This is a genomic window from Terribacillus saccharophilus, assembly GCF_000725365.1.
GTDB lineage: Bacteria > Bacillota > Bacilli > Bacillales > Amphibacillaceae > Terribacillus > Terribacillus saccharophilus.
In genome coordinates this window covers 2,196,891-2,220,679 of the sequence record NZ_CP008876.1, presented here as the reverse complement: position 1 = coordinate 2,220,679, position 23,789 = coordinate 2,196,891, and the positions used below count along the sequence as shown (strand labels likewise).

At 43.5% G+C, this 23,789-nt stretch carries 21 protein-coding genes, 2 tRNA genes, 1 other RNA gene and 1 other annotated feature; of the genes, 16 read left to right on the top strand and 8 right to left on the bottom strand.

The window, feature by feature from the left end; all coding sequences use genetic code 11:
* Positions 1-25 precede the first annotated feature (25 nt).
* The 8 genes from GZ22_RS11280 (at position 26) to proC (ending at position 9,060) form a co-directional block, all read left to right on the top strand.
* Positions 26-1,033 (top strand): TAXI family TRAP transporter solute-binding subunit, encoded by a 1,008-nt coding sequence (locus GZ22_RS11280; protein WP_038562580.1) that lies wholly within the window; start codon positions 26-28, stop codon positions 1,031-1,033.
* Between the two features lie 63 nt (positions 1,034-1,096).
* A complete protein-coding gene (locus GZ22_RS11275; RefSeq protein WP_038562578.1) occupies positions 1,097-1,606 on the top strand; it encodes a DUF1850 domain-containing protein in 510 nt (169 codons plus the stop codon).
* Complete coding sequence (locus GZ22_RS18035) at positions 1,603-3,699, top strand: TRAP transporter permease (RefSeq protein ID WP_084160726.1); 2,097 nt, start codon at positions 1,603-1,605, stop codon at positions 3,697-3,699. Before GZ22_RS11275 ends, GZ22_RS18035 begins: the two co-directional genes overlap by 4 nt.
* A gap of 89 nt (positions 3,700-3,788) precedes the next feature.
* Positions 3,789-4,469 (top strand): uracil-DNA glycosylase, encoded by a 681-nt coding sequence (locus GZ22_RS11265; protein WP_038562577.1) that lies wholly within the window; start codon positions 3,789-3,791, stop codon positions 4,467-4,469.
* 107 nt (positions 4,470-4,576) lie between these two features.
* Complete coding sequence (locus GZ22_RS11260) at positions 4,577-5,905, top strand: serine hydrolase (RefSeq protein ID WP_245609659.1); 1,329 nt, start codon at positions 4,577-4,579, stop codon at positions 5,903-5,905.
* 399 nt (positions 5,906-6,304) lie between these two features.
* Positions 6,305-6,505 (top strand) — a binding site (T-box leader).
* Between the two features lie 50 nt (positions 6,506-6,555).
* Positions 6,556-7,830 carry a serine--tRNA ligase gene (serS, locus tag GZ22_RS11255; RefSeq protein ID WP_038565927.1) on the top strand — a complete coding sequence of 425 codons (1,275 nt, stop codon included), beginning with the start codon at positions 6,556-6,558 and terminating at the stop codon, positions 7,828-7,830.
* Positions 7,831-8,017: 187 nt separating this feature from the next.
* Positions 8,018-8,110, top strand: a tRNA-Ser gene (locus GZ22_RS11245).
* 128 nt (positions 8,111-8,238) lie between these two features.
* Positions 8,239-9,060 carry a pyrroline-5-carboxylate reductase gene (gene proC, locus GZ22_RS11240; RefSeq protein WP_038562575.1) on the top strand — a complete coding sequence of 274 codons (822 nt, stop codon included), beginning with the start codon at positions 8,239-8,241 and terminating at the stop codon, positions 9,058-9,060.
* Positions 9,061-9,086: 26 nt separating this feature from the next.
* Here proC and GZ22_RS11235 read toward each other — a convergent pair whose 3' ends face one another.
* Together GZ22_RS11235 and GZ22_RS11230 are read right to left on the bottom strand one after the other, a co-directional pair.
* A complete protein-coding gene (locus GZ22_RS11235) occupies positions 9,087-9,770 on the bottom strand; it encodes a deoxynucleoside kinase (RefSeq protein ID WP_038562574.1) in 684 nt (227 codons plus the stop codon).
* Positions 9,767-10,408 carry a deoxynucleoside kinase gene (locus GZ22_RS11230; RefSeq protein WP_038562572.1) on the bottom strand — a complete coding sequence of 214 codons (642 nt, stop codon included), beginning with the start codon at positions 10,406-10,408 and terminating at the stop codon, positions 9,767-9,769. Before GZ22_RS11230 ends, GZ22_RS11235 begins: the two co-directional genes overlap by 4 nt.
* A gap of 150 nt (positions 10,409-10,558) precedes the next feature.
* On the opposite strand from GZ22_RS11230, the gene GZ22_RS11225 reads away from it, so the two are divergent.
* A tRNA-Arg gene (locus GZ22_RS11225) sits at positions 10,559-10,631 on the top strand.
* A gap of 199 nt (positions 10,632-10,830) precedes the next feature.
* Here GZ22_RS11225 and GZ22_RS11220 read toward each other — a convergent pair.
* Genes GZ22_RS11220 through GZ22_RS11210 form a run of 3 tightly spaced genes read right to left on the bottom strand, consistent with a single transcriptional unit; the run spans position 10,831 to position 14,655 of the window.
* Complete coding sequence (locus GZ22_RS11220) at positions 10,831-12,075, bottom strand: Ger(x)C family spore germination protein (protein ID WP_038562570.1); 1,245 nt, start codon at positions 12,073-12,075, stop codon at positions 10,831-10,833.
* Positions 12,072-13,163 carry a GerAB/ArcD/ProY family transporter gene (locus GZ22_RS11215; protein ID WP_038562567.1) on the bottom strand — a complete coding sequence of 364 codons (1,092 nt, stop codon included), beginning with the start codon at positions 13,161-13,163 and terminating at the stop codon, positions 12,072-12,074. Before GZ22_RS11215 ends, GZ22_RS11220 begins: the two co-directional genes overlap by 4 nt.
* A 13-nt stretch (positions 13,164-13,176) precedes the next feature.
* Positions 13,177-14,655 (bottom strand): spore germination protein, encoded by a 1,479-nt coding sequence (locus tag GZ22_RS11210; RefSeq protein ID WP_038562564.1) that lies wholly within the window; start codon positions 14,653-14,655, stop codon positions 13,177-13,179.
* A 186-nt stretch (positions 14,656-14,841) separates the two neighbouring features.
* Between GZ22_RS11210 and GZ22_RS11205 the strand changes: the two genes are divergently transcribed.
* Complete coding sequence (locus GZ22_RS11205) at positions 14,842-15,597, top strand: N-acetylmuramoyl-L-alanine amidase (RefSeq protein ID WP_038562561.1); 756 nt, start codon at positions 14,842-14,844, stop codon at positions 15,595-15,597.
* A 161-nt stretch (positions 15,598-15,758) separates the two neighbouring features.
* Here GZ22_RS11205 and GZ22_RS11200 read toward each other — a convergent pair whose 3' ends face one another.
* The gene (locus GZ22_RS11200) at positions 15,759-15,950 is read right to left on the bottom strand and encodes a CsbD family protein (RefSeq protein WP_038562557.1); all 192 of its coding nucleotides are present in this window, start codon (positions 15,948-15,950) and stop codon (positions 15,759-15,761) included.
* Positions 15,951-16,197: 247 nt separating this feature from the next.
* Here GZ22_RS11200 and aldA point away from each other — a divergent pair, with 247 nt between their 5' ends.
* The 4 genes from aldA to GZ22_RS11180 all read left to right on the top strand — a co-directional run bounded on the left by aldA (position 16,198) and on the right by GZ22_RS11180 (position 20,868).
* On the top strand, positions 16,198-17,640 hold the full coding sequence (gene aldA, locus GZ22_RS11195; protein ID WP_038562554.1) for an aldehyde dehydrogenase: 1,443 nt from the start codon (positions 16,198-16,200) through the stop codon (positions 17,638-17,640).
* Between the two features lie 173 nt (positions 17,641-17,813).
* Positions 17,814-19,514: an acetate--CoA ligase gene (acsA, locus tag GZ22_RS11190; protein ID WP_038562551.1), complete on the top strand. Its 1,701-nt coding sequence runs from the start codon at positions 17,814-17,816 to the stop codon at positions 19,512-19,514.
* A gap of 67 nt (positions 19,515-19,581) precedes the next feature.
* Positions 19,582-20,094 carry a type 1 glutamine amidotransferase domain-containing protein gene (locus GZ22_RS11185; protein WP_038562546.1) on the top strand — a complete coding sequence of 171 codons (513 nt, stop codon included), beginning with the start codon at positions 19,582-19,584 and terminating at the stop codon, positions 20,092-20,094.
* A gap of 54 nt (positions 20,095-20,148) precedes the next feature.
* Positions 20,149-20,868: a DUF3891 family protein gene (locus GZ22_RS11180; protein ID WP_051748214.1), complete on the top strand. Its 720-nt coding sequence runs from the start codon at positions 20,149-20,151 to the stop codon at positions 20,866-20,868.
* 26 nt (positions 20,869-20,894) lie between these two features.
* On the opposite strand, the gene GZ22_RS11175 is transcribed toward GZ22_RS11180, so the two are convergent.
* Together GZ22_RS11175 and GZ22_RS11170 are read right to left on the bottom strand one after the other, a co-directional pair.
* Entirely contained in the window at positions 20,895-22,178 is a 1,284-nt protein-coding gene (locus GZ22_RS11175) for a glycoside hydrolase family 18 protein (RefSeq protein ID WP_038562543.1), read from the bottom strand.
* 60 nt (positions 22,179-22,238) lie between these two features.
* Positions 22,239-22,763 (bottom strand): cysteine hydrolase family protein, encoded by a 525-nt coding sequence (locus GZ22_RS11170; RefSeq protein WP_245609658.1) that lies wholly within the window; start codon positions 22,761-22,763, stop codon positions 22,239-22,241.
* A 99-nt stretch (positions 22,764-22,862) separates the two neighbouring features.
* Here GZ22_RS11170 and tadA point away from each other — a divergent pair, with 99 nt between their 5' ends.
* Both tadA and ffs read left to right on the top strand, forming a co-directional pair.
* Positions 22,863-23,342, top strand: coding sequence for a tRNA adenosine(34) deaminase TadA (gene tadA / locus GZ22_RS11165; protein ID WP_038562537.1), 480 nt, complete (start codon positions 22,863-22,865; stop codon positions 23,340-23,342).
* A 68-nt stretch (positions 23,343-23,410) separates the two neighbouring features.
* Positions 23,411-23,676: signal recognition particle sRNA large type (gene ffs / locus GZ22_RS18265), an RNA gene on the top strand.
* Positions 23,677-23,789: the final 113 nt, after the last annotated feature.

The window sequence follows — 23,789 nt, the reverse complement described above, 5'->3', positions numbered from 1 at the left end:
TTAATCTCAAGGGGGAGATGAACGAATGAAAATGAAAAAATCACTTTCAGCAGTAGTCCTTATGACGTTGTTAGCACTCATACTCAGCGCTTGCGGAGGAGGAACAACCGGGGGATCAGGGGATTCCGGCGGTGATGAAGAAGGCGGACAGCAATTCATCACGTTGCTCACAGGAGGAACGGAGGGTACATATTATCCACTTGGCGGAAGTATTGCGGAAATTCTCAATTCCAATGTGGATGATGTAAAAGCGACAGCTACTTCGACTGGTGCATCAGTCGAGAATATGAATACATTGAGCGAAGGAAATGATGACATCGTTGCTTTTACTCAGACTGATATCGCTGCCTATGCAACAGACGGTAAGCTGATGTTTGATGGCAAATCGATCGATAGCATCCGTGCCATCGGCTCTCTTTACCCAGAAACAATTCAAATCGTAGCGACAGAATCAAGCGGAATTAAAACAGTGGAAGACTTGAAAGGAAAGACGGTTTCCATTGGCGCGCCTGGTTCCGGAACGAATGCCAGTGCCGAGGATATCCTCAAGCTTTACGGTATGACAGTGGATGATGTGGATGTACAGAATCTCGATTTCGGAGAATCCACAGCTGGAATGCAGGATGGAAACATCGATGCAGCATTCATCACAGCAGGTACACCAACAGGTGCAATCGAGAGCTTAGCAGCTACAACGCCGGTAACAATTGTAGGACTTGAACAGGATAAAATCGATCAGTTATTAGAGGAATTACCTTACTATGCGGCCTATACGATCGAGGCAGGAACTTATGATCTAGAAGAGCCGGTAGAAACGGTCTCCGTCAATGCAATGCTTGTCACGTCAGAAGGTATGGATGAAGAGCTTGTCTATAACATGACAAAGGCATTGTATGAGAATACAGGAGATATTGGCCATCAAAAAGCAGAGTTCATCAAAGCTGAAACAGCTGCCGATGGTGTTAGTATCCCGTTCCATCCAGGTGCCCAGAGATATTTGGAGGAAGCAGGAGTAGAACTGCCTTCTTCCTGATATATTACGGAAACGCCGGTAGCTTGGTTACCGGCGTTTTTTACAAAAAGCAGGTGTGCAGATTTGCGGTTTCGCATCATTCTTTTAATCGGTCTTCTGGTCATGACACTGATTACGTTGTACATATTTGTTCCCTTCCGGCATATACTCGCCTGTAAAGATTTGCAGAGTGATCGTCTTCTTGCTTATTTGCCTGTCGAGGATGAATCACATGTGAGTATCCGATACACCCATTCCATCCATCGTTCTGATGTGATGGAAGAATACACAATCAAACAAATGAAATTATACCCGTATCAGCTTGTTTACGAAGATACTGCAGTCGGCATGCCAGCAAATGCAAAACCAGGTGAAACATTCGAGATGAAGGATGGAAAATATTATATACGGAATATGAAGGGCTATCAGGATAGCCTTAATCTGACTATCGGAGAAGTGGTGGCAAATCACCAACTGGTCTATCAGAAGCATAGCTATTCTCTCCAAGACAACATCGGACCAGGTGTCTCCATTAGAATCCAATTAGAATACACGAGTTTATGGAACTTATGGAAAGGAGAGCTGCTGGAATGAATGAAAAAGCTACGAAGTTAGATATCATGTCAGAACAGGAACAACAGCAGCTGATTGAGAAATATGATAGTGAATCAAATTTCAGGAAACTTGCAGGCATCATGGGTGCCATCGTCTTTTTCCTTCTGCTTGCGTTTTCCTTATACCAGCTGTATACCGCTACTTTTGGAAATGTACCTACCCAGATTCACAGATCTATCCATTTGGGATTCGGTCTGGTCCTGATTTATCTGTTGTTCCCGGCTAATCGGAAAAGCAAAGATAAAAAAATTGCCTGGTATGATTATCTATTAGCCACACTCGGGTTTTATGTGGGTGCTTATTGGCCGGTCATGTACGACAATATCATTGCTCAAGGCGGACAGATGACGACCATGGATTTCATTACTGGAGCTATAGCTGTTCTTCTCGTTTTGGAAGCAACAAGACGTACTGTCGGTCTGCCGATTGTCATTATTGCCATTCTATTTATGGCATACGCTTACTGGGGCCGCCAGTTGCCTGATTTCATTGTCCATCCAGGTGTGGATGTGGATACACTCGTATACTCGCTGTTCTTTACAACAGAAGGTATGCTAGGTACACCAATCGGAGTTTCATCCACGTACATCTTCTTATTCCTTCTGTTTGGTGCCTTTTTGGTGAAGACAGGAGTGGGGCAGTATTTCAATGATCTTGCCTTGCTCGTTGCCGGAAGAAGAATCGGAGGTCCAGCGAAAGTGGCCATCTTCTCCAGTGCGCTGCAAGGAACAGTAAGCGGCAGCTCTGTGGCAAACGTGGTGACGTCAGGATCATTCACTATTCCAATGATGAAGAGACTTGGCTATTCTAAGAATTTCGCAGGAGCTGTAGAGGCGTCATCTTCTACCGGAGGTCAGATTATGCCACCGGTCATGGGCGCTGCCGCCTTCTTAATGGTTGAATTCATCGGGGTTAGCTACTGGACGATTGCCAAAGCAGCCATCATCCCAGCCATCCTTTATTTTGCCGGCATTTGGATCATGACTCATTTCGAGGCGAAGCGAACTGGATTGAGAGGACTCAAAAAAGAAGAACTTCCAAATAAGAAAGAAGTACTTAGCAAACTGTATCTGCTGCTTCCGATACTCGCTATGGTGTTTTATTTGAGTTCGGGGCTCAGCATTATGCGAGCAGCATTATATGGGATCGTCACATGTGTGCTTGTTGCGTTAATCAGAAAGGAAGTTTACCGTCATCTCTATCCAATCACATTCGGAGTTGTACTGGTTGCTTATTTGATTTACAGCGGTGTAACAGGCAGTATGTCCATTCAAAATGGATTGATCATCGCAGCCATTGCTACGGTAATTGTCAGCTATTTCTTTGACCGTAACTTCCTTGAGACGATCGAAGCAATGGTAGACGGTGCAAGGTCGGCTCTCGCTGTAATCGCAGCGACTGCGGCAGCCGGAATCATCGTCGCAGTCGTTACCAAAACAGGACTTGGTCTAAGCCTTGCTAACAGCTTGGTTGGCCTTGCAAATGAACAATTGTTTTGGACGTTGTTCTTTACGATGATTGCATCCCTGATCCTTGGTATGGGTGCACCAACAACAGCCAACTATATCATTACATCGACGATTGCAGCACCGGCAATCATATTGCTTGGAATCAGTGATCTGCAAGCGCATATGTTTGTTTTTTATTTCGGTATCATGGCTGATATTACGCCTCCAGTTGCTTTGGCTGCATTTGCAGCAGCTGGTATGTCAGGAGGCCGGCCAATCGCTACGGGGGTTATATCGACGAAGCTGGCAATTGCGGCTTTCGTCATCCCGTATATGTTCGTCTTCGCTCCAGAACTGCTGCTGGTTGGCACAAGCAATTATCTGCAAATGGCTTGGATATTCGTTACAGCCTTCCTAGGGATGATTGCCATTGGAGCTGGAATGATCGGCTATTGGTTCCGCAGACTGTACTGGCCAGAGCGTTTTGTGGCACTGGCTGCTGGTCTTGCTTTGATTTACCCTGGAGTTTGGACCAGTATTGCTGGTATAGTTGTTTTCGCAGCTCTAATCGCATTCCAATACATGTATAAGAGATCTGAAATGAATCAGCCGGTTACAAGCTGATTTAGAAGCTGCCCTTTTCATAAGGGTGGCTTTTTTTCGTTATTCATAACGGGTATAGGTCTGATACAATGTCCTGGAGGTGGAGTAGTATGGCTAAACAACTAATTGATAATGACTGGCAGGATATTCTGCAGGATGAATTCGACAAGGACTATTACAAAGAACTGCGAAGCTTTTTAAAAGAAGCATATCAGGAACGGACAATCTATCCGGAGATGCACCACATTTACGAAGCATTGCAAGTAACATCATTTGCGAATACAAAGGTGGTCATATTAGGACAAGATCCTTATCATGGACCAAATCAGGCACATGGTCTTAGTTTTTCGGTACAGCCCGAGGTGGCTATTCCGAGATCACTAGTCAATATCTACAAAGAGCTGGCAGATGATATTGGCTGCTCGATTCCGAAACATGGTTATTTGAAGCGCTGGGCTGAACAAGGTGTGCTGCTTTTGAATACAGCTTTGACTGTAGAAGCTCATCAGGCAGCATCTCATCGAGGCAAAGGCTGGGAGCACTTCACGGACCGTGTCATTGAATCATTGAATGAGAAGCAGGATCCTGTTGTATTCATTCTTTGGGGAAAGCATGCGCAAGAAAAGCAAAAGCTGATTGATACGGAGAAGCACTATACACTTACTTCTGTCCATCCAAGTCCTTTATCAGCAAGGCGTGGATTCTTTGGCAGCAAGCCATTTTCCAAGACAAACGAGATATTAGAAAATAATGGATTGAAGCCAATTGACTGGTGTCTTCCAGACCTGTGAACAAAATGTAGAATCGGTACAAAGTACGTTCCCCTCTGCCTATCGTCTATGGTAAAATAGCGGGGATGCACAGTAACGATTCTATTTTTTGTGGAGGTAGGAAGACTTTGAAACATCTTTTTAAAGCATCGATGATCGGTTTGCTCGCGATGCTGATTACGTTTAACACTTTTCTAGCGAAGCCACTAGACACACAAGCTGCGGAAGGCTTGGATATTGAAGCGGAATCCGCAATTCTAATAGACGCCAACTCTGGTGAAATATTATATGCGAAGCAGGCAGATCTCACTTTACCTCCAGCAAGTATGACGAAGATGATGTCCGAATATCTCATCTTGGATGCAATTGCAGCAGGGGATATCTCCTGGGATACGACAACACAAGTAAGCGACTATGCGTACAGCATTTCCTCTAATACGGATTTTTCCGGTACAGGACTCACGCAAAACAAAGATTATACGGTTCGCGATCTTTATAATGGAATGGCTATTAACTCCGACAACGCCGCAACAATAGTACTTGCAGAACTTGTCGGCGGCAGTGAGACAGAATTCGTCAAGATGATGAATGAAAAAGCTGAAGAAATCGGAATGAAGGATTATAAATTCGTTAACTCATCCGGTCTTTCCAACTCTGACTTAGGCGATAACCGAGCAGAGGGAACGAACATCAACGACGAAAACCTGATGACTGCAAAGTCTACTGGTATCCTGGCTTATAACTTGATTAAGGATCACCCAGAAGCACTTGAGGTTTCCAGCGTTACACAAACAGATTTCGACGGTAAACAAATCACGAACTGGAACTGGATGCTACCAAACATGCCTGGATACTTAGAAGCATATGGCTATGAAGGCATGGATGGCTTGAAAACAGGTCATACAGACGTAGCAGGCTACTGCTTCACAGGTACTGCTGAACGTGATGGACAGCGTTATATAACTGTTATCATGAAGTCAGCTAGTGAAGAAGCACGCTTCCAGGAAACAGCAAAATTGCTTGATTACGGTTTCAATCAATTCGAGCAAGCTGAACTTTACAAAGCAGGAACAGAAATCAAGGACCATGCTTCTGTACCAGTTGCAAAAGGAAAAGAAGATAGTGTAGCCATCTCAACAAAAGATGCAGTTACTACTTCTGTAAAGAATGGTGAAGAAGATAAATACCACTTGGAATACAAAGTCGACAAGGACAAGCTGGATGCAGATGGCGAACTGGTTGCTCCTGTGAAAAAAGGCGACAAAGTAGGAACTGCGACACTCGTCTATGACGGAGATGACCAAGGCAACATCAACGGCGGCTCCTATACTGTTGACGTTGTAGCATCCGAAGACGTAGAAAAATCAAACTGGTTCATGCTCTCCCTAGGCGCAATCGGAGATTTCTTCGCAGGAATCTTCACTAGCGTCTCTGATACAGTTAAAGGCTGGTTTTAATTAAGAAAGGCGGAAAAGAACGCTTAGAAACGTAGGAATAGGTGAGAAAGCCCGGAATGAGGTGCATTTCCTCGTGCAGGGATTTCTCGCCTATACCGCAGTTTCTGTTCTTTGGAGCTAGACAACAAAGAAAAGCGGAGAAAGCCGTTTAGGAACGTAAGGATAAGCAAGGGAGCCCGGAGTGGGATGCTTTTCCCCACGCAGGGATTCATTGCTTATCCTCTAGTTCCTGGCTTTCGCAGCTAGACAACATCGAACCAGAACCTACAAAACCGGAAAAGACCCAGTCTTCTCCGGTTTTTTTGTATAAAATCCTATAAGGATGTAGAAGCTAGAGCTGGAATTGCATATCATACTTGCATATTTACCTGGAATTAGCTATTCTGTAGGAAGAATAACAACAACGTGATGATAGGAACTAGTAACTTACAGCATGCTTAAGAGAGTCGATGGCTGGTGAAAATCGATGCAGCGCTGTGAGTGAATCCATCCTGGAATGGTATGGAAACATACCCGGTACAAACCGTTACCTTGCCGAGCCGGAAGACTTCTTTGTCTTCAACCAGGGTGGTATCGCGGGTGAAACATCTCGTCCCTTTTTCTATAGGGATGGGATGTTTTTTTGTTTAAGAAAAAAGGAGGAAGCACATATGCTGGATTTAAAATATTTACGTTCAAATTTTGAAGAAGTAAAGCAGAAGCTGAACAATCTCGGTGCAGATTTGACTGTCTTAGATAAATTTGGAGATTTAGATGATCGCCGCCGAAAGCTGATTAATGAAACAGAGGAAATGAAAGCAAAACGTAATGAGGCTTCCAAGCAAATTGCTGTTCTTAAAAAAGAAAAGCAAGATGCTGACGCCCAAATCAAAGAAATGCGCGAAGTAGGCGATCAAATCAAAGCCAATGATGAGGAGCTGCGTGACGTAGAGGTTGAACTGGATACGCTATTGCTCTCTATCCCTAATCTTGCGCATGAGAGCGTGCCTGTAGGTAATTCCGAGGACGATAATGTTGAAGCTCGTAAATGGGGAGAAGTGCAGCAGAAAGACTTTGAGGAAAAAGCCCATTGGGATATTGCAGCTGACCTAGGAATTCTCGATTTTGAACGTGCTGCGAAAGTAACAGGAAGCCGTTTCGTATTTTACACAGGATTGGGAGCTCGCCTGGAACGTGCTTTAATCAACTTTATGATGGATCTTCACGCTGATGAACATGGTTATCAGGAAATGCTGCCTCCTTATATGGTGAACAGAGCAAGTATGACTGGAACTGGTCAGCTGCCGAAGTTTGAAGAAGATGCCTTCAAGGTTGAGGGCTGGGATTACTTCCTTGTTCCGACGGCTGAGGTTCCTGTAACAAACTATTACCGTGAAGAAATATTAAAAGATGAACAGCTGCCGCAGAAATTCACTGCATTCAGCGCTTCCTTCCGTTCTGAAGCAGGATCTGCCGGTCGTGACACACGTGGTTTGATTCGTCAGCATCAATTCAACAAAGTAGAGCTTGTACAATTTGTTAAGCCAGAAGAATCTTATAACGTACTGGAAGAAATCACAGGACATGCAGAGAAAGTCCTGCAGCTTCTTAATCTTCCACACCGTGTAGTTACACTATGTACAGGAGATCTTGGTTTCTCATCTGCAAAAACATATGATATCGAGGTGTGGCTACCTAGCGGCGGTACGTATCGTGAAATTTCTTCTGTATCCAACTTCGAAGATTTCCAAGCGCGTCGTGCTGGCATCCGTTTCAGACGCGATGACAAGAGCAAGCCTGAATTTGTTCATACGTTGAATGGATCTGGTTTGGCACTTGGCCGTACAGTTGCTGCTATCTTAGAGAACTATCAGCAGGCCGATGGTTCTGTGAAGGTTCCAGAAGTATTGGTACCTTACATGGGCGGTAAGACAGAAATTCGCTAAAGCTGACAGTAGGCTTGTGATATGGTGAAAAAGTATGGAGGGGTATCCAAGTCCGGTGGAAGGGATAAGTCTCGAAAACCGACAGGGGTTTAACGGCTCGTGGGGGTTCGAATTCCCCCTCCTTCACTTTTTTTTATATTCTGTTGACATATGGACATAGTACATGATATATTAGTACTTGTCTTACGGAGGAATACCCAAGTTTGGCTGAAGGGATCGGTCTTGAAAACCGACAGGGGCTTCATCGCTCGCGGGGGTTCGAATCCCTCTTCCTCCTCCATTTTTACAAACATATAAAATTAAAATACATAAATCGTTACGGTTAACCCGTAACGATTTTTTTATTGACTTCTGAAAAGAAGCATCAGATAATACTACAAACTTGTTTCACGTGGAACGGAGGCATTTATGAAGAAAATAGCATTTGTAGGTGCAGGTGCAATGGCGGAAGCGCTCGTTAAAGGATTAATCGCAGCAGAGCATCTCCCAGCGAAAGGTATATGGCTGACGAATCATGCTAATGATGCGAGGCTACAAGAATTGCATGATGCATATGGAGTAACAATTACGCGGAATCAGACAGCTCTCTTGAAAGATGCAGATGTCATCATCTTATCGATGAAACCGAAAGATGCTGAAGTAGCGTTAACTTCTTTGAAGGCATCCAAGCTGGAGCCAGGACAAATTGTCGTATCTATATTGGCTGGGATCCATACTTCTTTTCTGGAAAGCTATTTGCCATCCAATCAGCCGGTAGTTCGGGCGATGCCTAATACGTCCGCTACGATTCTTGAGGCAGCGACAGCTGTCGCGGCAGGAGTACATGCAGGCAGTGAGGATATGAAGGTCGTTAGCAGTTTGTTCAAGACCGTTGGAGAGTCTGTAGAGGTAGATGAAGAGGATATGGATGCAGTGACTGCCATTTCAGGCAGCGGGCCTGCTTATCTTTATTACATGATGGAAGCGTTGGAGGAAGCAAGCTCTCAAGTCGGTCTTGATGAGACTGTTGGCAAACAACTGTTGATTCAGACTTTCAAAGGAGCTGCACGAATGCTGGAACAGTCAGAGCTAACCCCGGCTCAGCTTCGCGCGAACATCACCAGTGCTGGTGGCACGACTGCAGCAGGTATCAGTGTGCTCGAAGAACGAGGTGTAAAAGCTGCCATTCAAGCATGTGTAAAAGCTGCAGCAGCCCGATCGAAAGAAATGGGACAAGCATTCAGCAAATAAAAAAACCGCCTATGATGGCGGTTTTTTTATTTGGAAGGCTGGCGGGAGGTCCATTTACGGGAATGCTCGATAAAATGGCCAACCTTCTCTAAGATCGGTTCAATTGATGTATTCGGGTTGTATAAATCATAGTCAGCTATATTTACTCGCAGCACAGGACAAGCATTAAAGTCGTTAATCCATTTCTCATAGCGATGGAACATCTCTTCCCAATAGCTGATTGGTGTTTGCTGTTCCATCTCCCGGCCGCGCTGTTTAATGCGGCTGATGATATGATCAAAGGATCCTTCCAAGTAGATCAATAAATCAGGATGAGGGAAGTAAGGCGTCATAACCATCGCATCAAAGAGAGAACGATATGTTTCATAATCTACTTTGGACATATTACCTTCTTCAAACGCCATTTTAGCAAAAATTCCTGTATCTTCATAAATAGAACGGTCCTGGATGAATCCGCCGCCGTATTCGAAGATTCGTTTTTGTTCCTTGAAGCGTTCTGCTAGGAAGTAAACTTGAAGGTGGAAACTCCAGCGTTCAAAGTCAGCGTAATATTTATCCAAGTAAGGATTTCCGTCCACTTTCTCGAAGCTTGTACGAAAGTCCAGTGCCTCTGCTAATGCATTCGTCATTGTCGATTTTCCGACACCTACTGTACCTGCGATGGTAATCACACTGTCCGCAGGTATATGGTATTTCTCTCTAAAATTCATGATGATGTTACTCCTTTATCCAAGTGAGAGGAGATCCTGTCACAAATATACTTCCAATCCTGCTCGTTCTTTACAAAATCCAACTCGTCTCCGCTTAATCGAAGTACAGGTATGTCTGGATTGTCTTGTTCGAAAAGATCCATAAATGTCTGGTAATCAGCAGACAATTGCTTTAGATAATCCGGCTGGATATGCTGTTCTGCTTTTCGGTCACGCATTTCGATCCGTTCAAGCAATGTTTCCAAACTGGCATCCAAATAGATGACCATATTAGGTAGCGCGATATCCTCTGTCAAAATTGAGAAGATCTTGCTGTATTTATCAAACTCCGGTTCAGCAAGTGTACGCTGGGCAAAAATCATATTCTTTGCGATATGATAATCTGCGACTACCGGCTGATTCTGGGAAAGATAATCCTTGCGAATATCATTCAGCTGTTTGTAACGGTTCGTCAAAAAGAACATTTCCAGCTGAAAGCTCCATTCCTCGATATTCTCATAGAACTTGCCTAGGAATGGGTTTTCTTCTACGATCTCTTTTAGCAGCGCATACTGAAAGTGATCCGCTATTTTCTTAGCCAATGATGTCTTTCCGACACCAATCGGACCTTCCACTGCAATAAAGGGCAGCTCGTGCATGATGTATCCTCCAAACTCAAACGTTGTATGGCAAATAAATATAGTTTACCATAGAAGGACATTTGCTTCGATATAGTGACGGAAGAAACTAGTGGAAAAAGCGACAGACTTTGCAAGCTTTATCGATTCAGTTATAATATAGTATGTCGTGGCTCCGTAGCTCAGGGGATAGAGCATCGGTTTCCTAAACCGTGTGTCGCAAGTTCGAATCTTGCCGGGGCCGCTTTGATTAAAAACCCACAGCCTGGAGGCTGTGGGTTTTTACGTTAAGTAAAGTATGATAGAGCTTGTAATTAGGATGATGATCAAACAAACAACAGCTATCATCCCTTTTTTATTGCTATCTTTATGAAGGGAGTAAGCGAATAATCCAGAATAAATGGAAATGGCTAAGTTCAGCAGGACTAAATAAAACATTGGCATTAGTCTCGTACCTTTCCTATGTTGGATTGACGCAGCGTTTTACCAAATTCAATACTTTTCACATCAACGTGCAGATGTACATCAGCATTCGGATAAATTTTATTGGACCAGTCTGCTTTTTCATAATCCTTAATGGTTAGGAACTTACTACGTATGTGCAAAGACCAATAGAAGGGGTCCGCTTTATATTTCTCTTGTGATTTTCTCACTATTTCTTCGGCGTTCTGATACATCTGCTTTTGAATAGAAGCATACAGAATTCTTCTTTTCTTCGGATTAAGCATGTAGTCTTCTGTGCTTGGAATGGCGAATACATTCAAATGAGCATTAACATGAACATCAATGACTGATCTGCCGTGTTTCTTGTAATCGATTTTCACTTTAACTCTGTCGATCTGCACTTTGGCTGAGATCTCGAATTCGGGTCTTAACGGATCCTTATAGGTGGCAAGTATATCTTGCTGAGGAAGTGTTGTATCCAGCATAAGCACATAACGGGTTTCTTGACCTGTCAGGGTGTCAATCATTTGCCCTTCTTTGAATACAGCAGCTCCTATAAATTGAGTGGGATTTCCGCCGTTGATATCGATTTCCCCTGCTTTATATTTATCCTCTGCTCCATATTTATCCGTGGGCTCTCTTTCTGTACTAGCAAAAGGGGCTATAAACAAATCAGCATCGCCTTCCGTAATTTGAAAGAAGCGGACCAAAGGTGCATCTGGAATTACGCCAGTCTCTCTGGCGCGGTCGAGCATGTACTGAAAATATTTATGCGGTCTTGATTCCAGTCTTGGTTTATTATGCCGGATGAAGTCTTCAGCCTTCTCTTTGCTAATAACCATCTGTGCGTTTAATTTTAAATCTACGGTACTAGGTGCTGCTTGTATAACATGTATGAATTCTTTGGAGCGAGCTAATTTTTCTGAAAAAATAACAACTCTTACTTGATCCAAGGTGATTTCCTTTGCGACTGCAGTATTAGCGGTACTAGTCGCGGAAAGGAAGTCGGTACCTAATACACTAACAACTTCTTGAGCTGGCTCCTTTGTGGAGACATTGGATACGGAGCTGCCTACTTCCGGATTTGCAATCTCGAAAGTAAACCGGAAGATATTATCTTTGTCTGTCTTATCAACTCCGATACTTATGACATATGCTTGTTCTTCCAACTCTTTCCGGTCAAAACATCCTGTCAGAATAAGAGCGATTTGCAAAAACAATAAAACTAGAATAAGCCTTCTCATGTTTTCCCTCTATTCTTCCAGCCATATGTACCCCATAACAAGAATGGAAAGATGAGAAACAAAGGAGTAATAATCTGCAAACTTGTTTCCCTTATGACGAGTTCATTTAAAGAGAAACTAGGGGGAATGAGTGACAGAATCATGGACAAGACACCTATAGGGAGAAGCAACCCTTCAAATCGCTTAATTTCAAATATAGCTCCAAAAATCCAGCATAAAATATAAAGAAAAATGATGAATCGGAGGAAGGTCGAAAATAGCCAGCCAATCATGAAGAATGTACTTATATTTGTAAAGAAATGACCAAGTGACACAATCTCCGTCGATTCTTGATAAAGAAAAGCTATGTTATTGATGGTGTTGTAGTCGAATACCATTGCATATATAGCATAAAAAGTAACGATTAAGATACAAGAAAGTATCCCGCCTGTGTATATTCCAATGCGAAAGTCTTTAGTCTGGTGAAATGCCTGATAGGCAATTGTAAGTAAAAATATTTCTAAGAAAGCGGAAGATTTACTGATGCCGTCTACAAGGATAGTTTTCGGTCCGTCTCCTAAAATAGGGAAGATACGCTGCCAAACGGCGTCTCTTAAATCCACCGTCATCACTGCCAGGATGGTAAGGATGATAATAGGGATGAGCGCCCAGGTCAGGCTTCCAATCGTTTCAAGACCCTTGTTAGCTATGATGATACAAATACCTAGAAAGATGGCATAAATCATAATAGTGGGAGATTCCGGGAAGTACAGATAATTGAGTTCTTCCATAACATTACGCATGTCTACAGACATGGAAACAAATCCACCTATGAAAAGTAATAAGCTAAGTACTGTACCTAATTTCTTGCCTAATAAGTGAAAAATCAGCTCAACCAAATTATATTTCTCATGCTTTTTTAGCAGATACATTAAAATTAAAAAGGGAGGCAGCAGGCAAAGAAAAGAAACAACGGGTACAAGCCAAATGGCATTTTGGGCATGATCCGCAAAAAGTGCTGGAGTCGTGTCTCCGCCCTTGAGTCCAATAACCATGAAAACAATAACGACCATTTCACGAATACGCAAAGGTTTCTTTGTCAATTGCATGTTTGTCACTCCTTTATTTTTTATCCCAGTCCTTCGGATTTATAAAGCCTGGTCTCCACCGTTCTTTTTTCAAAATCATCCTAAAGAATGTATCATGTGATGATTTCGTAGACGGTGTAGCAGGGGAAAAGTAGCTGACGCCAAAAGATGATATGGATACTACATATGCAGCCCATAACAATATGGCTCCTAGCAGGCTAAGCAGCCCATAAAAGCTTGCTGCCACAATGAAAATGAAACGGGAAATACGCAAAGTATGGTTGATACTATAGTTTGCGGCTGCAAATGAAGACAAGCCGCTTAAAGCTACAATAATGACGACGATAGGACTTACAATATTTGCTTCAACGGCTGCCTGTCCAAGTATCAATGCACCGACAATACCAATTGTTGGTCCGAGTGGAGATGGTATTCGTACTCCAGCTTCACGTATTAACTCAAAGGCTATTTCCATAAGCAGAACCTCAAAAATTATAGGCAGGGGAACACGCTCTCTGCTGCTTGCAATAGCCAGCAGCAAATCAATTGGAATCAACTGGCTGTGATAATTCGTGACAGCTACATAGGTTGCAGATACGAAAAGAGTAATAAAATAGGCAAGGGCTCGTATCAATCTGCTGAAGTTAGCAAAAGCCCAACGTAAATATCGATCCTCTGGTGAATGGAAGAAAGACCAAATCGTGATTGGAGCAATCAAGCATGATGAGGAATTGTCCATCATAATAGCTATATAGCCTTCTGATACAAAGTTGGACACATTGTCTGGTCTTTCCGTATAAAGCAGCGTCGGAAAGAGCGACCTTGGTCGTTCTTCGATGAACTGTTCCAATATCTCGATATTTCGGATGTTATCGACTGTGATACTGCTGATACGATTCTTGATATTTTCCAGTACTTTCTCATTTGCTAAATCTCTTTCATAGATGAGGGTGACAGGTACTGCAGGCCGAGTTCCCACGCTGATATTTTCGGCTATCAAGTCTTTTGAGGGGATTTTCTTCCGCAGCATAGAGATATTTGTCGGCAAAGACTCTGTAAAAGATTCCTTCGGTCCTTTTACTGTTTTCTCATTTTCTGCTTTTTCCACTGCACGATGTTTAAAATCTTGAAGATTTACCTCAAATCCTTCAGCGATGCCTTGTTTGAAAATGATTACACTGCCATCATTTAACCCTTTCTCTACATCCCCCATATTCGTGATAGGGCTGATGTTCGGCACGGAAACGATTCGATCAACTGGAATATCCTTTTTCATTTCTAATAATGGTGCAACAATATGGTCACTTAATTGCTTTGTATCGACTGTGGTGGAATAAAAGAAAAGATGATATCTGCCTGAAGGTCCTTGGATTGTTCTCGACTCAAAATCGTAGTTTAATCCATAAGAGTACTGTTCTTCTATATACTTGACATTATCTTTTAAGTTCTTCGATATCTTTCTAGCTTTCCGCTTTTCTATCGCTTCTGTTTTTTGTTTCTGCCAAGGAAACATAGCCGTTCACCTCTTCTGTCGTTCTCTTAGTGTGGCTAACTGACTAACTTTTATGACACGAATCATCTCTATCCTTCGATACTAATTTCAGAATGGGTTGTGAAATAGTGACACCAACCGCTTTTATCTAGTACAAGGCTGCATAAGGTACTATAAGCAGTCAAAAAAAGAAAGGGAGATGGTCGAATGGTGAAAATTTATGTAGATCCAGGTCACGGAGGGTCAGATCCAGGGGCATCAGCAAATGGAATTCAGGAGAAGAATGTGGTGTTGGCAATTGGAACATCGATTCGGAATATCCTGCAGCTGGAATATGAAAATGCAGAGGTACGTATGTCTCGTACGGGGGATACGTTCCCATCTCTTACGCAGCGTACAAATGATGCTAACGCTTGGGGAGCCGATTTCTTCCTCAGCATCCATATCAATGCTGGTGGTGGGACTGGATACGAGGATTTCATTTATTCCACTTTATCTGATAGCTCTGCAACAGGAGTAATGCGAGCACGTATTCACGAGGAAGTAATGAAGCTGAATGGAATGTCGGATCGCGGCAGGAAAAAGGCGAATTTCCACGTACTTCGGGAGACAAATATGCCTGCTGTCCTGACGGAGAATGGCTTTATTGATAATAGTGCTGATGCGGCGAAGATGAAATCTAATTCATGGATTCAGAATGTGGCGCGAGGTCATGTAAATGGTTTGGAAAAAGCACTTGGATTAACGAAGAAATCGGGTTCAGGTTCAACCTTTTTGATTCGAGTAAAGGCAGCATCTCTATACTATTATGATGCACCAGATTGGAATGCACGCGCTGGTACAGTCAGCCAAGGAGAAGTATTCACTGTAGTGGAGACACTAACTGTCGATGGTTCTACTATGTATAAGCTGAAGAGCGGAAACTATATTACAGCAAATCCGCAATATGTAGAAATTGTCTAAAACAAAAATGGCTGCCATTTGGCAGCCATTTTGCGTTAGAAATTTAGGGGAAATCTTGAATTAAGTGTAGCACGAAATTTGCCGAAATTGGGTGCTGTTCTTACTTTCCCAAGTCCCCCTCGTTTCCTGTCAGTTTATCTGACAATTGATTGTGTTCTTTCTTAACAACGGTCAGGATCCTCTTTCAATTTACCTGCAGTATCTTGAAGATTTCCTTTTGCTTTATCTTTTTTACCGTCTGCTTGCATACCTTTATCATTTTTCGCATTACCGATTTGATCTTTTGCTTCACCTTTTGCTTTTGATACGGCACCTTTTACTTTGTCACCTAAACTTTGTTTGTTTTCAGCCATTTGTAATCCACTCCTTAAATGAAATTTGCTATACTATGCTGTTCCCGCTATAAAAAAGTTATAAACTTTTTCATAATAATGTTTATATAATGTGTGGCTGGGTATATTGATGTTAGGTATCCCCCATACCACTAATCTGCTAAGTGTAAGAAAAGGCCTGCTCTTTAAAAGAGCGGGCCTTTTTGTGTTTGTATCTTCCTTTATGGTGGAAAACAACTACCAGGAATGAAAAAAGAGGAGGATGATTGTGGAGACACATCAGCTTTATATCAACGGACGTTTTATTACTTCACAGGCAGAAGAAACAATCGATATCTTGAATCCAGCGACAGAAGAGGTCATATCTAAGATTCCTAAATCGACAGAGGATGAAGTGAACCAAGCAGTGGATGGTGCTGCTGCAGCTCAAAAAGAGTGGGAGCAGACACCGGCGATTGAGCGGGCTAAAATTGTGCGCCAGCTTGGTGATGAACTGGAAAAACGAAAAGATACTTTCGTTTCCTTGCTGCAGGAAGAGCAAGGAAAGAATTATGAGCTTGCCACAGGCGAAGTGGATATGGCGATTGATTTCTTCCGCTACACATCTGAATGGGCACGTCGCATTGAAGGTGACATCGTCCCGAGTGATCGTCCAAATGAAAATATCTTTATCTATAAGAAGCCGATCGGGGTTGTAGCAGGTATTGTACCGTGGAACTTCCCTGTCTTTATTTTGGCACGGAAGGTTGCCCAGGCGCTCACCACAGGCTGTACACTTATACTGAAGCCAAGTCAGCAGACACCGAATACAGCTTACGAATTTACCAAGATGGTTGATGAACTGGGTATCTTACCAGACGGCGTCTATCAGTATGTTACAGGGACAGGGTCTGCTCTCGGAAATCAGCTTGCTTCCCATCCAAAAGTGGACATGATCTCTATTACGGGCAGTGTGACAGCAGGAACAAAAGTAATGGAAGCTGCGGCACAAAATATTACCAAAGTAAATCTAGAGCTTGGCGGCAAGGCACCTGCCATTGTAACAGCAAACGCAGATTTAGATTTGGCAGTGGAGCAGATCAAAGCATCCCGCCTGCTGAACAACGGGCAAACTTGTACGAATGCTGAGCGCGTTTATGTACATGAAAGTGTAGCCGAAACGTTCACAGAAAAACTCAAGCAGTCGTTTGAAGGAGTCTCTTATGGGGATCCTGCGAAAGACCATAATGTAGAGATGGGACCGCTTGTCAGCAAGGATCGTTTAGAAACTGTCGAAGAAATGGTAGCGGCGGCTAAAGAGGAAGGTGCCAATTGTATTATTGGTGGTAAAAGACCAGATGCAGAGTCTGGCTACTTCTATGAGCCAACCATCCTGACAAATGTTCAGCACGACTCGTCCATTATTAAAGAAGAGATTTTTGGTCCGGTCGTTCCTATCGTTACATTTACTAATTTAGAAGAAGCCATCGAGATGGGTAATGACACAGAGTATGGACTTTCTTCTTCTATCTATACAGAAGATCTAAATGAAGCGATGAAAGTAATCAATGAACTTAAGTTCGGGGAAACATATGTGAACCGTGAGAATCAGGAAGCCGTCCAAGGATATCACGCCGGCATCCGTAAGTCAGGACTTGGCGGTACAGACGGTAAGTATGGGGTTGAGGACTTCTTAGTTACACAGGCAGTATATATGCAATATAAAAAATAACAACCATGAACACCCGTGTATATAGCGGGTGTTCATTTTTATGATTTCACTTTGATTGGTAAGGAAAACAAGGTACAATGGAAATAACCTACTTGCTTTGCTGATGCAGACAGAGGCTTTTTTATTCGTATTTATTGTAAACGCTTACAAATTAAAGGGAAGGATGTCGAATCATGAAAATGTTAGCACCTCTCAGTGGAAAGCACAATGTAACGGATTTTGAAGCACTACGTCAATCGTTTGAGTGGAGTCAGATGGAGCGTGATTTTTCCTGGTTCCATACGGGCAAATTGAATGCTGCTTATGAAGCAGTGGACCGCCATGCAGAAAACCCAGCTAAAGCAAATCAGCTTGCTCTAATTTATCAGGATAGCCAAACAGAGGAGAAGTGGACATTCACTCAACTGAAGGAACGCAGCAATCAGGCCGCCAATATGCTGAAAGCTCTCGGAGCAGCAAAAGGAGACCGTATCTTTTTGTTCATGCCCCGCTGTCCTGATTTTTACGCAAGCTTTTTTGGTATTCTCAAAATTGGCGCTGTAGCTGGACCCTTATTCGAGGCATTCATGGAACAGGCAGTAGAAGATCGGCTAAAGGACAGCGGTGCTAGTATATTGATTACCACTGCAGAACTGCTGCCCCGTGTTAATAGAGACAATCTGCCTGAATTGAAGGAAGTCATTGTACTGAAATCCGAAACAGATGGAGTACATGACTATACAGAACTGATGGACCAGGCATCATCCGAGTTCGAGCCTGTATGGCTGGATAAAGAGGATGGTATGCTGCTGCATTATACCTCTGGATCCACTGGTAAACCAAAAGGTGTCTATCACGCGCATCGAGCAATGATACAGCATTATGCTACTGGTAAATGGATTTTAGATTTGCAGGAGGATGATGTGTACTGGTGTACAGCTGATCCAGGCTGGGTGACAGGTACAAGTTATGGCATATTCGGACCATGGCTGAATGGTGCAACTAATGTGATTGCTGGCGGCCGTTTCACTCCGGAAGCTTGGTATAAGATCATTGAGAAGCATAAGGTAACGGTCTGGTATACAGCTCCAACTGCATTGCGGAAGCTGGCAGCTGCTGGTGATGAAGTTGCTCATGCACATGATTTGTCCTCGCTTCGCCATGTCCTCAGTGTCGGGGAGCCTCTGAACCCGGAGATCATTTATTGGGCGGAAGAAGTTTACGGCAAACGCATCCATGATACATGGTGGATGACTGAAACTGGCGCGATGCTCATCGTCAATCATCCAACGCTGTCGATCAAACCGGGAGCAATGGGTAAACCAATACCAGGTGTCGAAGCTGCTATTATTGATGATGCGGGGAATGTACTGCCAACGCATACGAGCGGGAACCTTGCGGTAAGAGCGGGATGGCCATCGATGATGAAAACAATTTGGGGCAATCAAGAGAAGTTCGATAGCTACTTTATCAACGGCTGGTACGTATCAGGTGATAGCGCCAAAATGGATGAAGAAGGCTATTTCTGGTTTGAAGGGCGTTTGGACGATGTGATAAACACTTCTGGGAAATTGGTCGGACCATTTGAAGTGGAAAGCAAGCTGATTGAGCATTATGCAGTTACCGAGGCGGCGGTGATTGGGAAACCGGATGAAGAGCGTGGGGAAATCATTAAAGCTTTCATCACCTTAGATAAAGGGCATAAAGATTCCATAGAGTTGCGTGAAGAAATTCGCCAGTTTATTAAAAAAGGACTAAGTGCGCATGCTGCACCAAGGGAAATTGAGATTGTCACCTCGATTCCAAAGACAAGAAGCGGCAAGATCATGCGCCGTCTGCTTCGTGCCAAAGAGCTTGGACTGCCGCTGGGTGATACATCTACTTTAGAGGAATAAGAGGTTTAATCGACAGCTCACGTGGAACTATACATTGTGTGATACTTTTATAAAGGAGTGTTAGACAATGGCTAAAATTGCAACAGTGATTACTAATGACTTTGAAGACGTGGAATACACAGATCCGGCAAAAGCATATAAAGAAGCTGGTCATGAAGTGACAACTATCGAATTTGAGGCAGGTAACAGTGTAAAAGGTAAGCAAGGGGAAGCAACAGTATCAATTGATAAAGGTATCGATGATGTGAAACCAGAAGACTTTGATGCCCTATTCATTCCTGGCGGTGTTTCACCTGATAATCTGCGTGCGGATGATCGGTTCGTGAATTTTGCGAAGCACTTTATGGATGAGAAAAAACCGGTCTTTGCAATCTGCCACGGTCCGCAGCTGTTAATCTCAGCTAAAACGCTTGAAGGCCGAAAAGCAACAGGCTATAAATCAATTCAGGTGGATATGGAATACGCTGGTGCAACTGTGGAAGATAAGGAAGTTGTCGTATGCCAGAACCAGCTGGTTACAAGCAGACAGCCGGATGATATTCCAGCATTCATCGACGAATCCTTGAAGCTATTGAAATAAGATGAAATTATGACTCCCGGCTATATGCCGGGAGTTTTTCATAGGAGGGATGTAATGATTGTTCGAGAAAATAACGATGGAAAAACGGTGCTAATCCCGCAGCATGCCCATGCAGCTATTTCCGGGGAAATAGCCAGACATTGGCGAAAGGACGATCCTAATTCGCCTGTCCAGCGCCCTGACACTATTATGGCAGTAGATCAGCATGACCGAGCATGGATTCCATTGGATGAAGTGCCAAAGCGTAAGCCTGATGGAAAAGGATTTTATAGCTTTATTGATTATCCGTTAACCGATAAGCTTCGTGCCTATCAGCAGGGCATCATGGAAGTACGAGAACAATCCCGCTATGCGGCTATATTATGCAGCAGGCATTATTGCTCCTTCTTTTCCAATGATACAGAAGATGAGCAGATAAAAGCATTTTTAGAACGGGAACATGGGTTACAGCAAGCCGACATGCAAACACTGACATCAGCTGAAAAAGCAACATTGGATACAGATCAGAAAATGCTCTCCTACTGTGATGATGTTTCTTTGTACTTGTGTATGAATCAGCCGGGAGTATCAAAGCAGAATGAGGTGAGCTGGTTCCGTGATGGTTTTACGGAACAGTTTTCTTTTGCAGAAAAGATTATCGGAGAGTGGGTATCTTCTGAGGAAGTCAGGCTGACTCCTTCTCCGCTTGAGAGTCCTGTCCGTGTAGCTATTCCACAAGTGATTGTGGATGGAGATGAGTTTCGCGAAGAGAAGCTATGGATAACAGTGACATGAAAAAAAGAGCAGTAGGTATACTGCTCTCATAGCTTTCTGATTGTGAAATTGTCAGTGAGTAATAGCCAGTTTTGCGGAAAGGAAAGACCAAGCTTCCAATAACTGATTCCGCGCAAGTTCAACTCCTTGATCAGATCGAATTTTGCCTGGATGGAACGGGCATCTTCAAACCACACCTCATGTTGTGCACCAGCTGCTGTATACCTAAAGAAAGGTGCTTGCGCAGTAGTGTCGTATTGAATCGAGGCATTATTTTCACGGGCAATCGCAATGGCTCGCTGCGGACTGACAGCTTTGGCATAGTCTCCGCCAGGCTCATAAGGAAGCGTCCAATCATAGCCGTACAAGTTCTGACCAAGCATGATTTTGTTGGCAGGCATTTCTGTTAATGCGTATTCCACAACATCTCGTACATTCGGTAATGGAGAGACAGCTAATGGCGGACCGCCGCTATAGCCCCATTCATAAGTCATCAAAACGACAAAATCAACAATCTCCCCGTGTGCGGCATAATCATGTGCTTCATACCATTGTCCTTGCTGGGTCGCGCTCGTTTTTGGTGCAACTGCTGTCGATACACGCAGGCCCTCAGGTCGAAGTCTGGCGACGGCGCGTCTGAGGAAATTGTTATAGTCCTCCCGATTTTCTGCCGGCAGAAATTCAATATCGAAGTGTACCTCGCCAAATCCTACTTCATTGGCTGTATTGATAATATTCGTAAATAAGCGATCTTGGACAGAAGTCGTGGTTACAATTCTAGTTCCCAATTCGGCACTGAATTGTCCGCCCTCAAGTGTGGAGACAGCAAGACTTAATGTCGTATTATTGGCCTGTGCAATATTTGCAAAATCATTTAAAGGTGGGGCTGTTAAGTTTCCTTGCCGATCTACTCTGTAACTGAAAGGCATCAGATAGGTGAGGTATGGGGCACGCTGTCTTGCTGCAGTCTCCAAAGTCTGGGATACAGTATCTCCGGAAGGCTCTATATAGGCGTTTGATTCAATTTGCCTTTTTGGTTTCGGTGGCAGATAGAGACGCTGTCCAGGTTGCAGGACTGCTGATGCTGAAATGTTATTGATTCGAGAAAGCTCTGCAACTGACAGGTTATTTCTTCTGGCTATGGTGTAAAGACTATCGCCAGCTTGGACATAATAGAATGAGCCAATGATTGGAATCACCAGCGCCTGTCCGACGACAAGGTCATTTGGTGTTGCCAGTTCGTTTGCAGTAATCAATTCCTGGCTTGTCGTACCATAACGGCTTGCGATGCTATTCAGTGAATCACCAGACTGAACTACATATATTTGCAAAACGACTCCTCCTTTATAAAGCCTCTGTAGAAAAGCTATGCTCGGAGGAGCCGTCTTATGTCAGATTGGATCTGTATTGGCACTGAGAGTCGTTTCAATAACACGCAATGCGTCCTCATTTTGTTCTTTAGTATTAGAAGCTACGCAGTTCTTCGGCACATCCAGCTTGAACTCCCGCATATGGGCATCATTGGCTGAAAATACAACACATATATTACCGGCAACTCCAGCAAAAATAACATGATTGCAATCGAGCTCTTTCAATAGTGATGGAAGAGATGTCTGGAAAAACGCAGAATGCTTCGGCTTTAAAAGGAAATAATCATCTTCGTGCGGCATCATGCTATCGATGATTTCTTGATTCTCCTCATTCCGGCAATAATCAGCTATTTTTTTGAAGTTATCCTGCCAGATACCGTAGTGATCATTTACAAAGATGACCGGCCAATCATTCTCTTTTGCCTTTTTACGCAGCTTCTCCCAATTAGGAAGGATTTCCTTTGTGTTCGCCAGCAGCTTTTCACCGCCGGGAAAATCGAATGTGTTGAAAACATCTATAAACAAGACAGCTTTTTTGTCACTCAAGATAATTCTCCTTTACTTCATAGTAGGAAGCTTCTTATACTTATACATTATCAACTTTACGTAATTTGAAACCTTTAGATAGAAATGTGGGAGATATATATGACGACCGATGCTTACTGGATGGAGCAAGCGATAAAAGAAGCAAAGCGGGCGGAGCTTCTTGGCGAAGTTCCAATTGGAGCTATTATTGTAAAGGATGGCGAAATCGTTGCTTCTGGGTTCAATCTTAGAGAAACGACGCAGCAGGCACACTCCCATGCGGAAATGCATGCAATCCAGGCAGCTAATGAGAAAATAGGCAGTTGGCGACTGGAAGATTGTGATTTGTATGTAACACTTGAGCCATGTCCGATGTGTGCAGGTGCCATTATCCAATCACGCGTGCGGCGTGTTGTATTTGGTGCGTATGATCCGAAAGCTGGCTGTGCAGGCACTTTATATAATTTACTGCAAGATGATCGGTTCAATCACCAAACAGAAGTGACAGGTGGTGTGCTCCAGGAGGAATGCGGCGGACTGCTGACCTCATTTTTCCGGGAACTTCGGAAGAAAAAAGCAGAGAAAAACAGCCGGATTTGATTTTTCACTATAAACAAGCTATACTATGAAGTGCGCTATCAATGCGCCTAACTTTATTCACAACTTAGCCGTGCTAAGCGGGGAGGTAGCGGTGCCCTGTACTCGCAATCCGCTATAGCGAGGCCGAATTCCCATCCGAGGTAATACGGCTTTAAGGCCTGCCATAAGGAATTGGTGTTGACACCCGGGTCCTGCGCAACAGGAAACTGTGAACCCTGTCAGGTCCGGAAGGAAGCAGCAGTAAGCAGTCTCTCCTGTGTGCCGCGGGGAAGCCTGGGTCGAGCCATGAACTTATGTAACGCTTAGATCTGTATTATCGACGGTGGGTGCACGGCGCTTAACCAATAAACAATAAGAGTCCTTGCCATTTGGTAAGGGCTCTTTTTATACATGTAGTATCAGTAACCTAATTCCGTTATAATGAAGGAAGAATGAAAAAAGGAGCTC

What these genes read in the sequence shown, in the direction of transcription:
- GZ22_RS11280 (WP_038562580.1), top strand. Translation starts at nt 26, where the DNA reads ATGAAAATGAAAAAATCACTTTCAGCAGTAGTCCTTATGACGTTGTTA.
- GZ22_RS18035 (WP_084160726.1), top strand. Translation starts at nt 1,603, where the DNA reads ATGAATGAAAAAGCTACGAAGTTAGATATCATGTCAGAACAGGAACAA.
- GZ22_RS11265 (WP_038562577.1), top strand. Translation starts at nt 3,789, where the DNA reads ATGGCTAAACAACTAATTGATAATGACTGGCAGGATATTCTGCAGGAT.
- serS (WP_038565927.1), top strand. Translation starts at nt 6,556, where the DNA reads ATGCTGGATTTAAAATATTTACGTTCAAATTTTGAAGAAGTAAAGCAG.
- proC (WP_038562575.1), top strand. Translation starts at nt 8,239, where the DNA reads ATGAAGAAAATAGCATTTGTAGGTGCAGGTGCAATGGCGGAAGCGCTC.
- GZ22_RS11235 (WP_038562574.1), bottom strand. Translation starts at nt 9,770, where the DNA reads ATGAATTTTAGAGAGAAATACCATATACCTGCGGACAGTGTGATTACC.
- GZ22_RS11230 (WP_038562572.1), bottom strand. Translation starts at nt 10,408, where the DNA reads ATGCACGAGCTGCCCTTTATTGCAGTGGAAGGTCCGATTGGTGTCGGA.
- GZ22_RS11220 (WP_038562570.1), bottom strand. Translation starts at nt 12,075, where the DNA reads ATGAGAAGGCTTATTCTAGTTTTATTGTTTTTGCAAATCGCTCTTATT.
- GZ22_RS11215 (WP_038562567.1), bottom strand. Translation starts at nt 13,163, where the DNA reads ATGCAATTGACAAAGAAACCTTTGCGTATTCGTGAAATGGTCGTTATT.
- GZ22_RS11210 (WP_038562564.1), bottom strand. Translation starts at nt 14,655, where the DNA reads ATGTTTCCTTGGCAGAAACAAAAAACAGAAGCGATAGAAAAGCGGAAA.
- GZ22_RS11205 (WP_038562561.1), top strand. Translation starts at nt 14,842, where the DNA reads ATGGTGAAAATTTATGTAGATCCAGGTCACGGAGGGTCAGATCCAGGG.
- GZ22_RS11200 (WP_038562557.1), bottom strand. Translation starts at nt 15,950, where the DNA reads ATGGCTGAAAACAAACAAAGTTTAGGTGACAAAGTAAAAGGTGCCGTA.
- acsA (WP_038562551.1), top strand. Translation starts at nt 17,814, where the DNA reads ATGAAAATGTTAGCACCTCTCAGTGGAAAGCACAATGTAACGGATTTT.
- GZ22_RS11185 (WP_038562546.1), top strand. Translation starts at nt 19,582, where the DNA reads ATGGCTAAAATTGCAACAGTGATTACTAATGACTTTGAAGACGTGGAA.
- GZ22_RS11180 (WP_051748214.1), top strand. Translation starts at nt 20,149, where the DNA reads ATGATTGTTCGAGAAAATAACGATGGAAAAACGGTGCTAATCCCGCAG.
- tadA (WP_038562537.1), top strand. Translation starts at nt 22,863, where the DNA reads ATGACGACCGATGCTTACTGGATGGAGCAAGCGATAAAAGAAGCAAAG.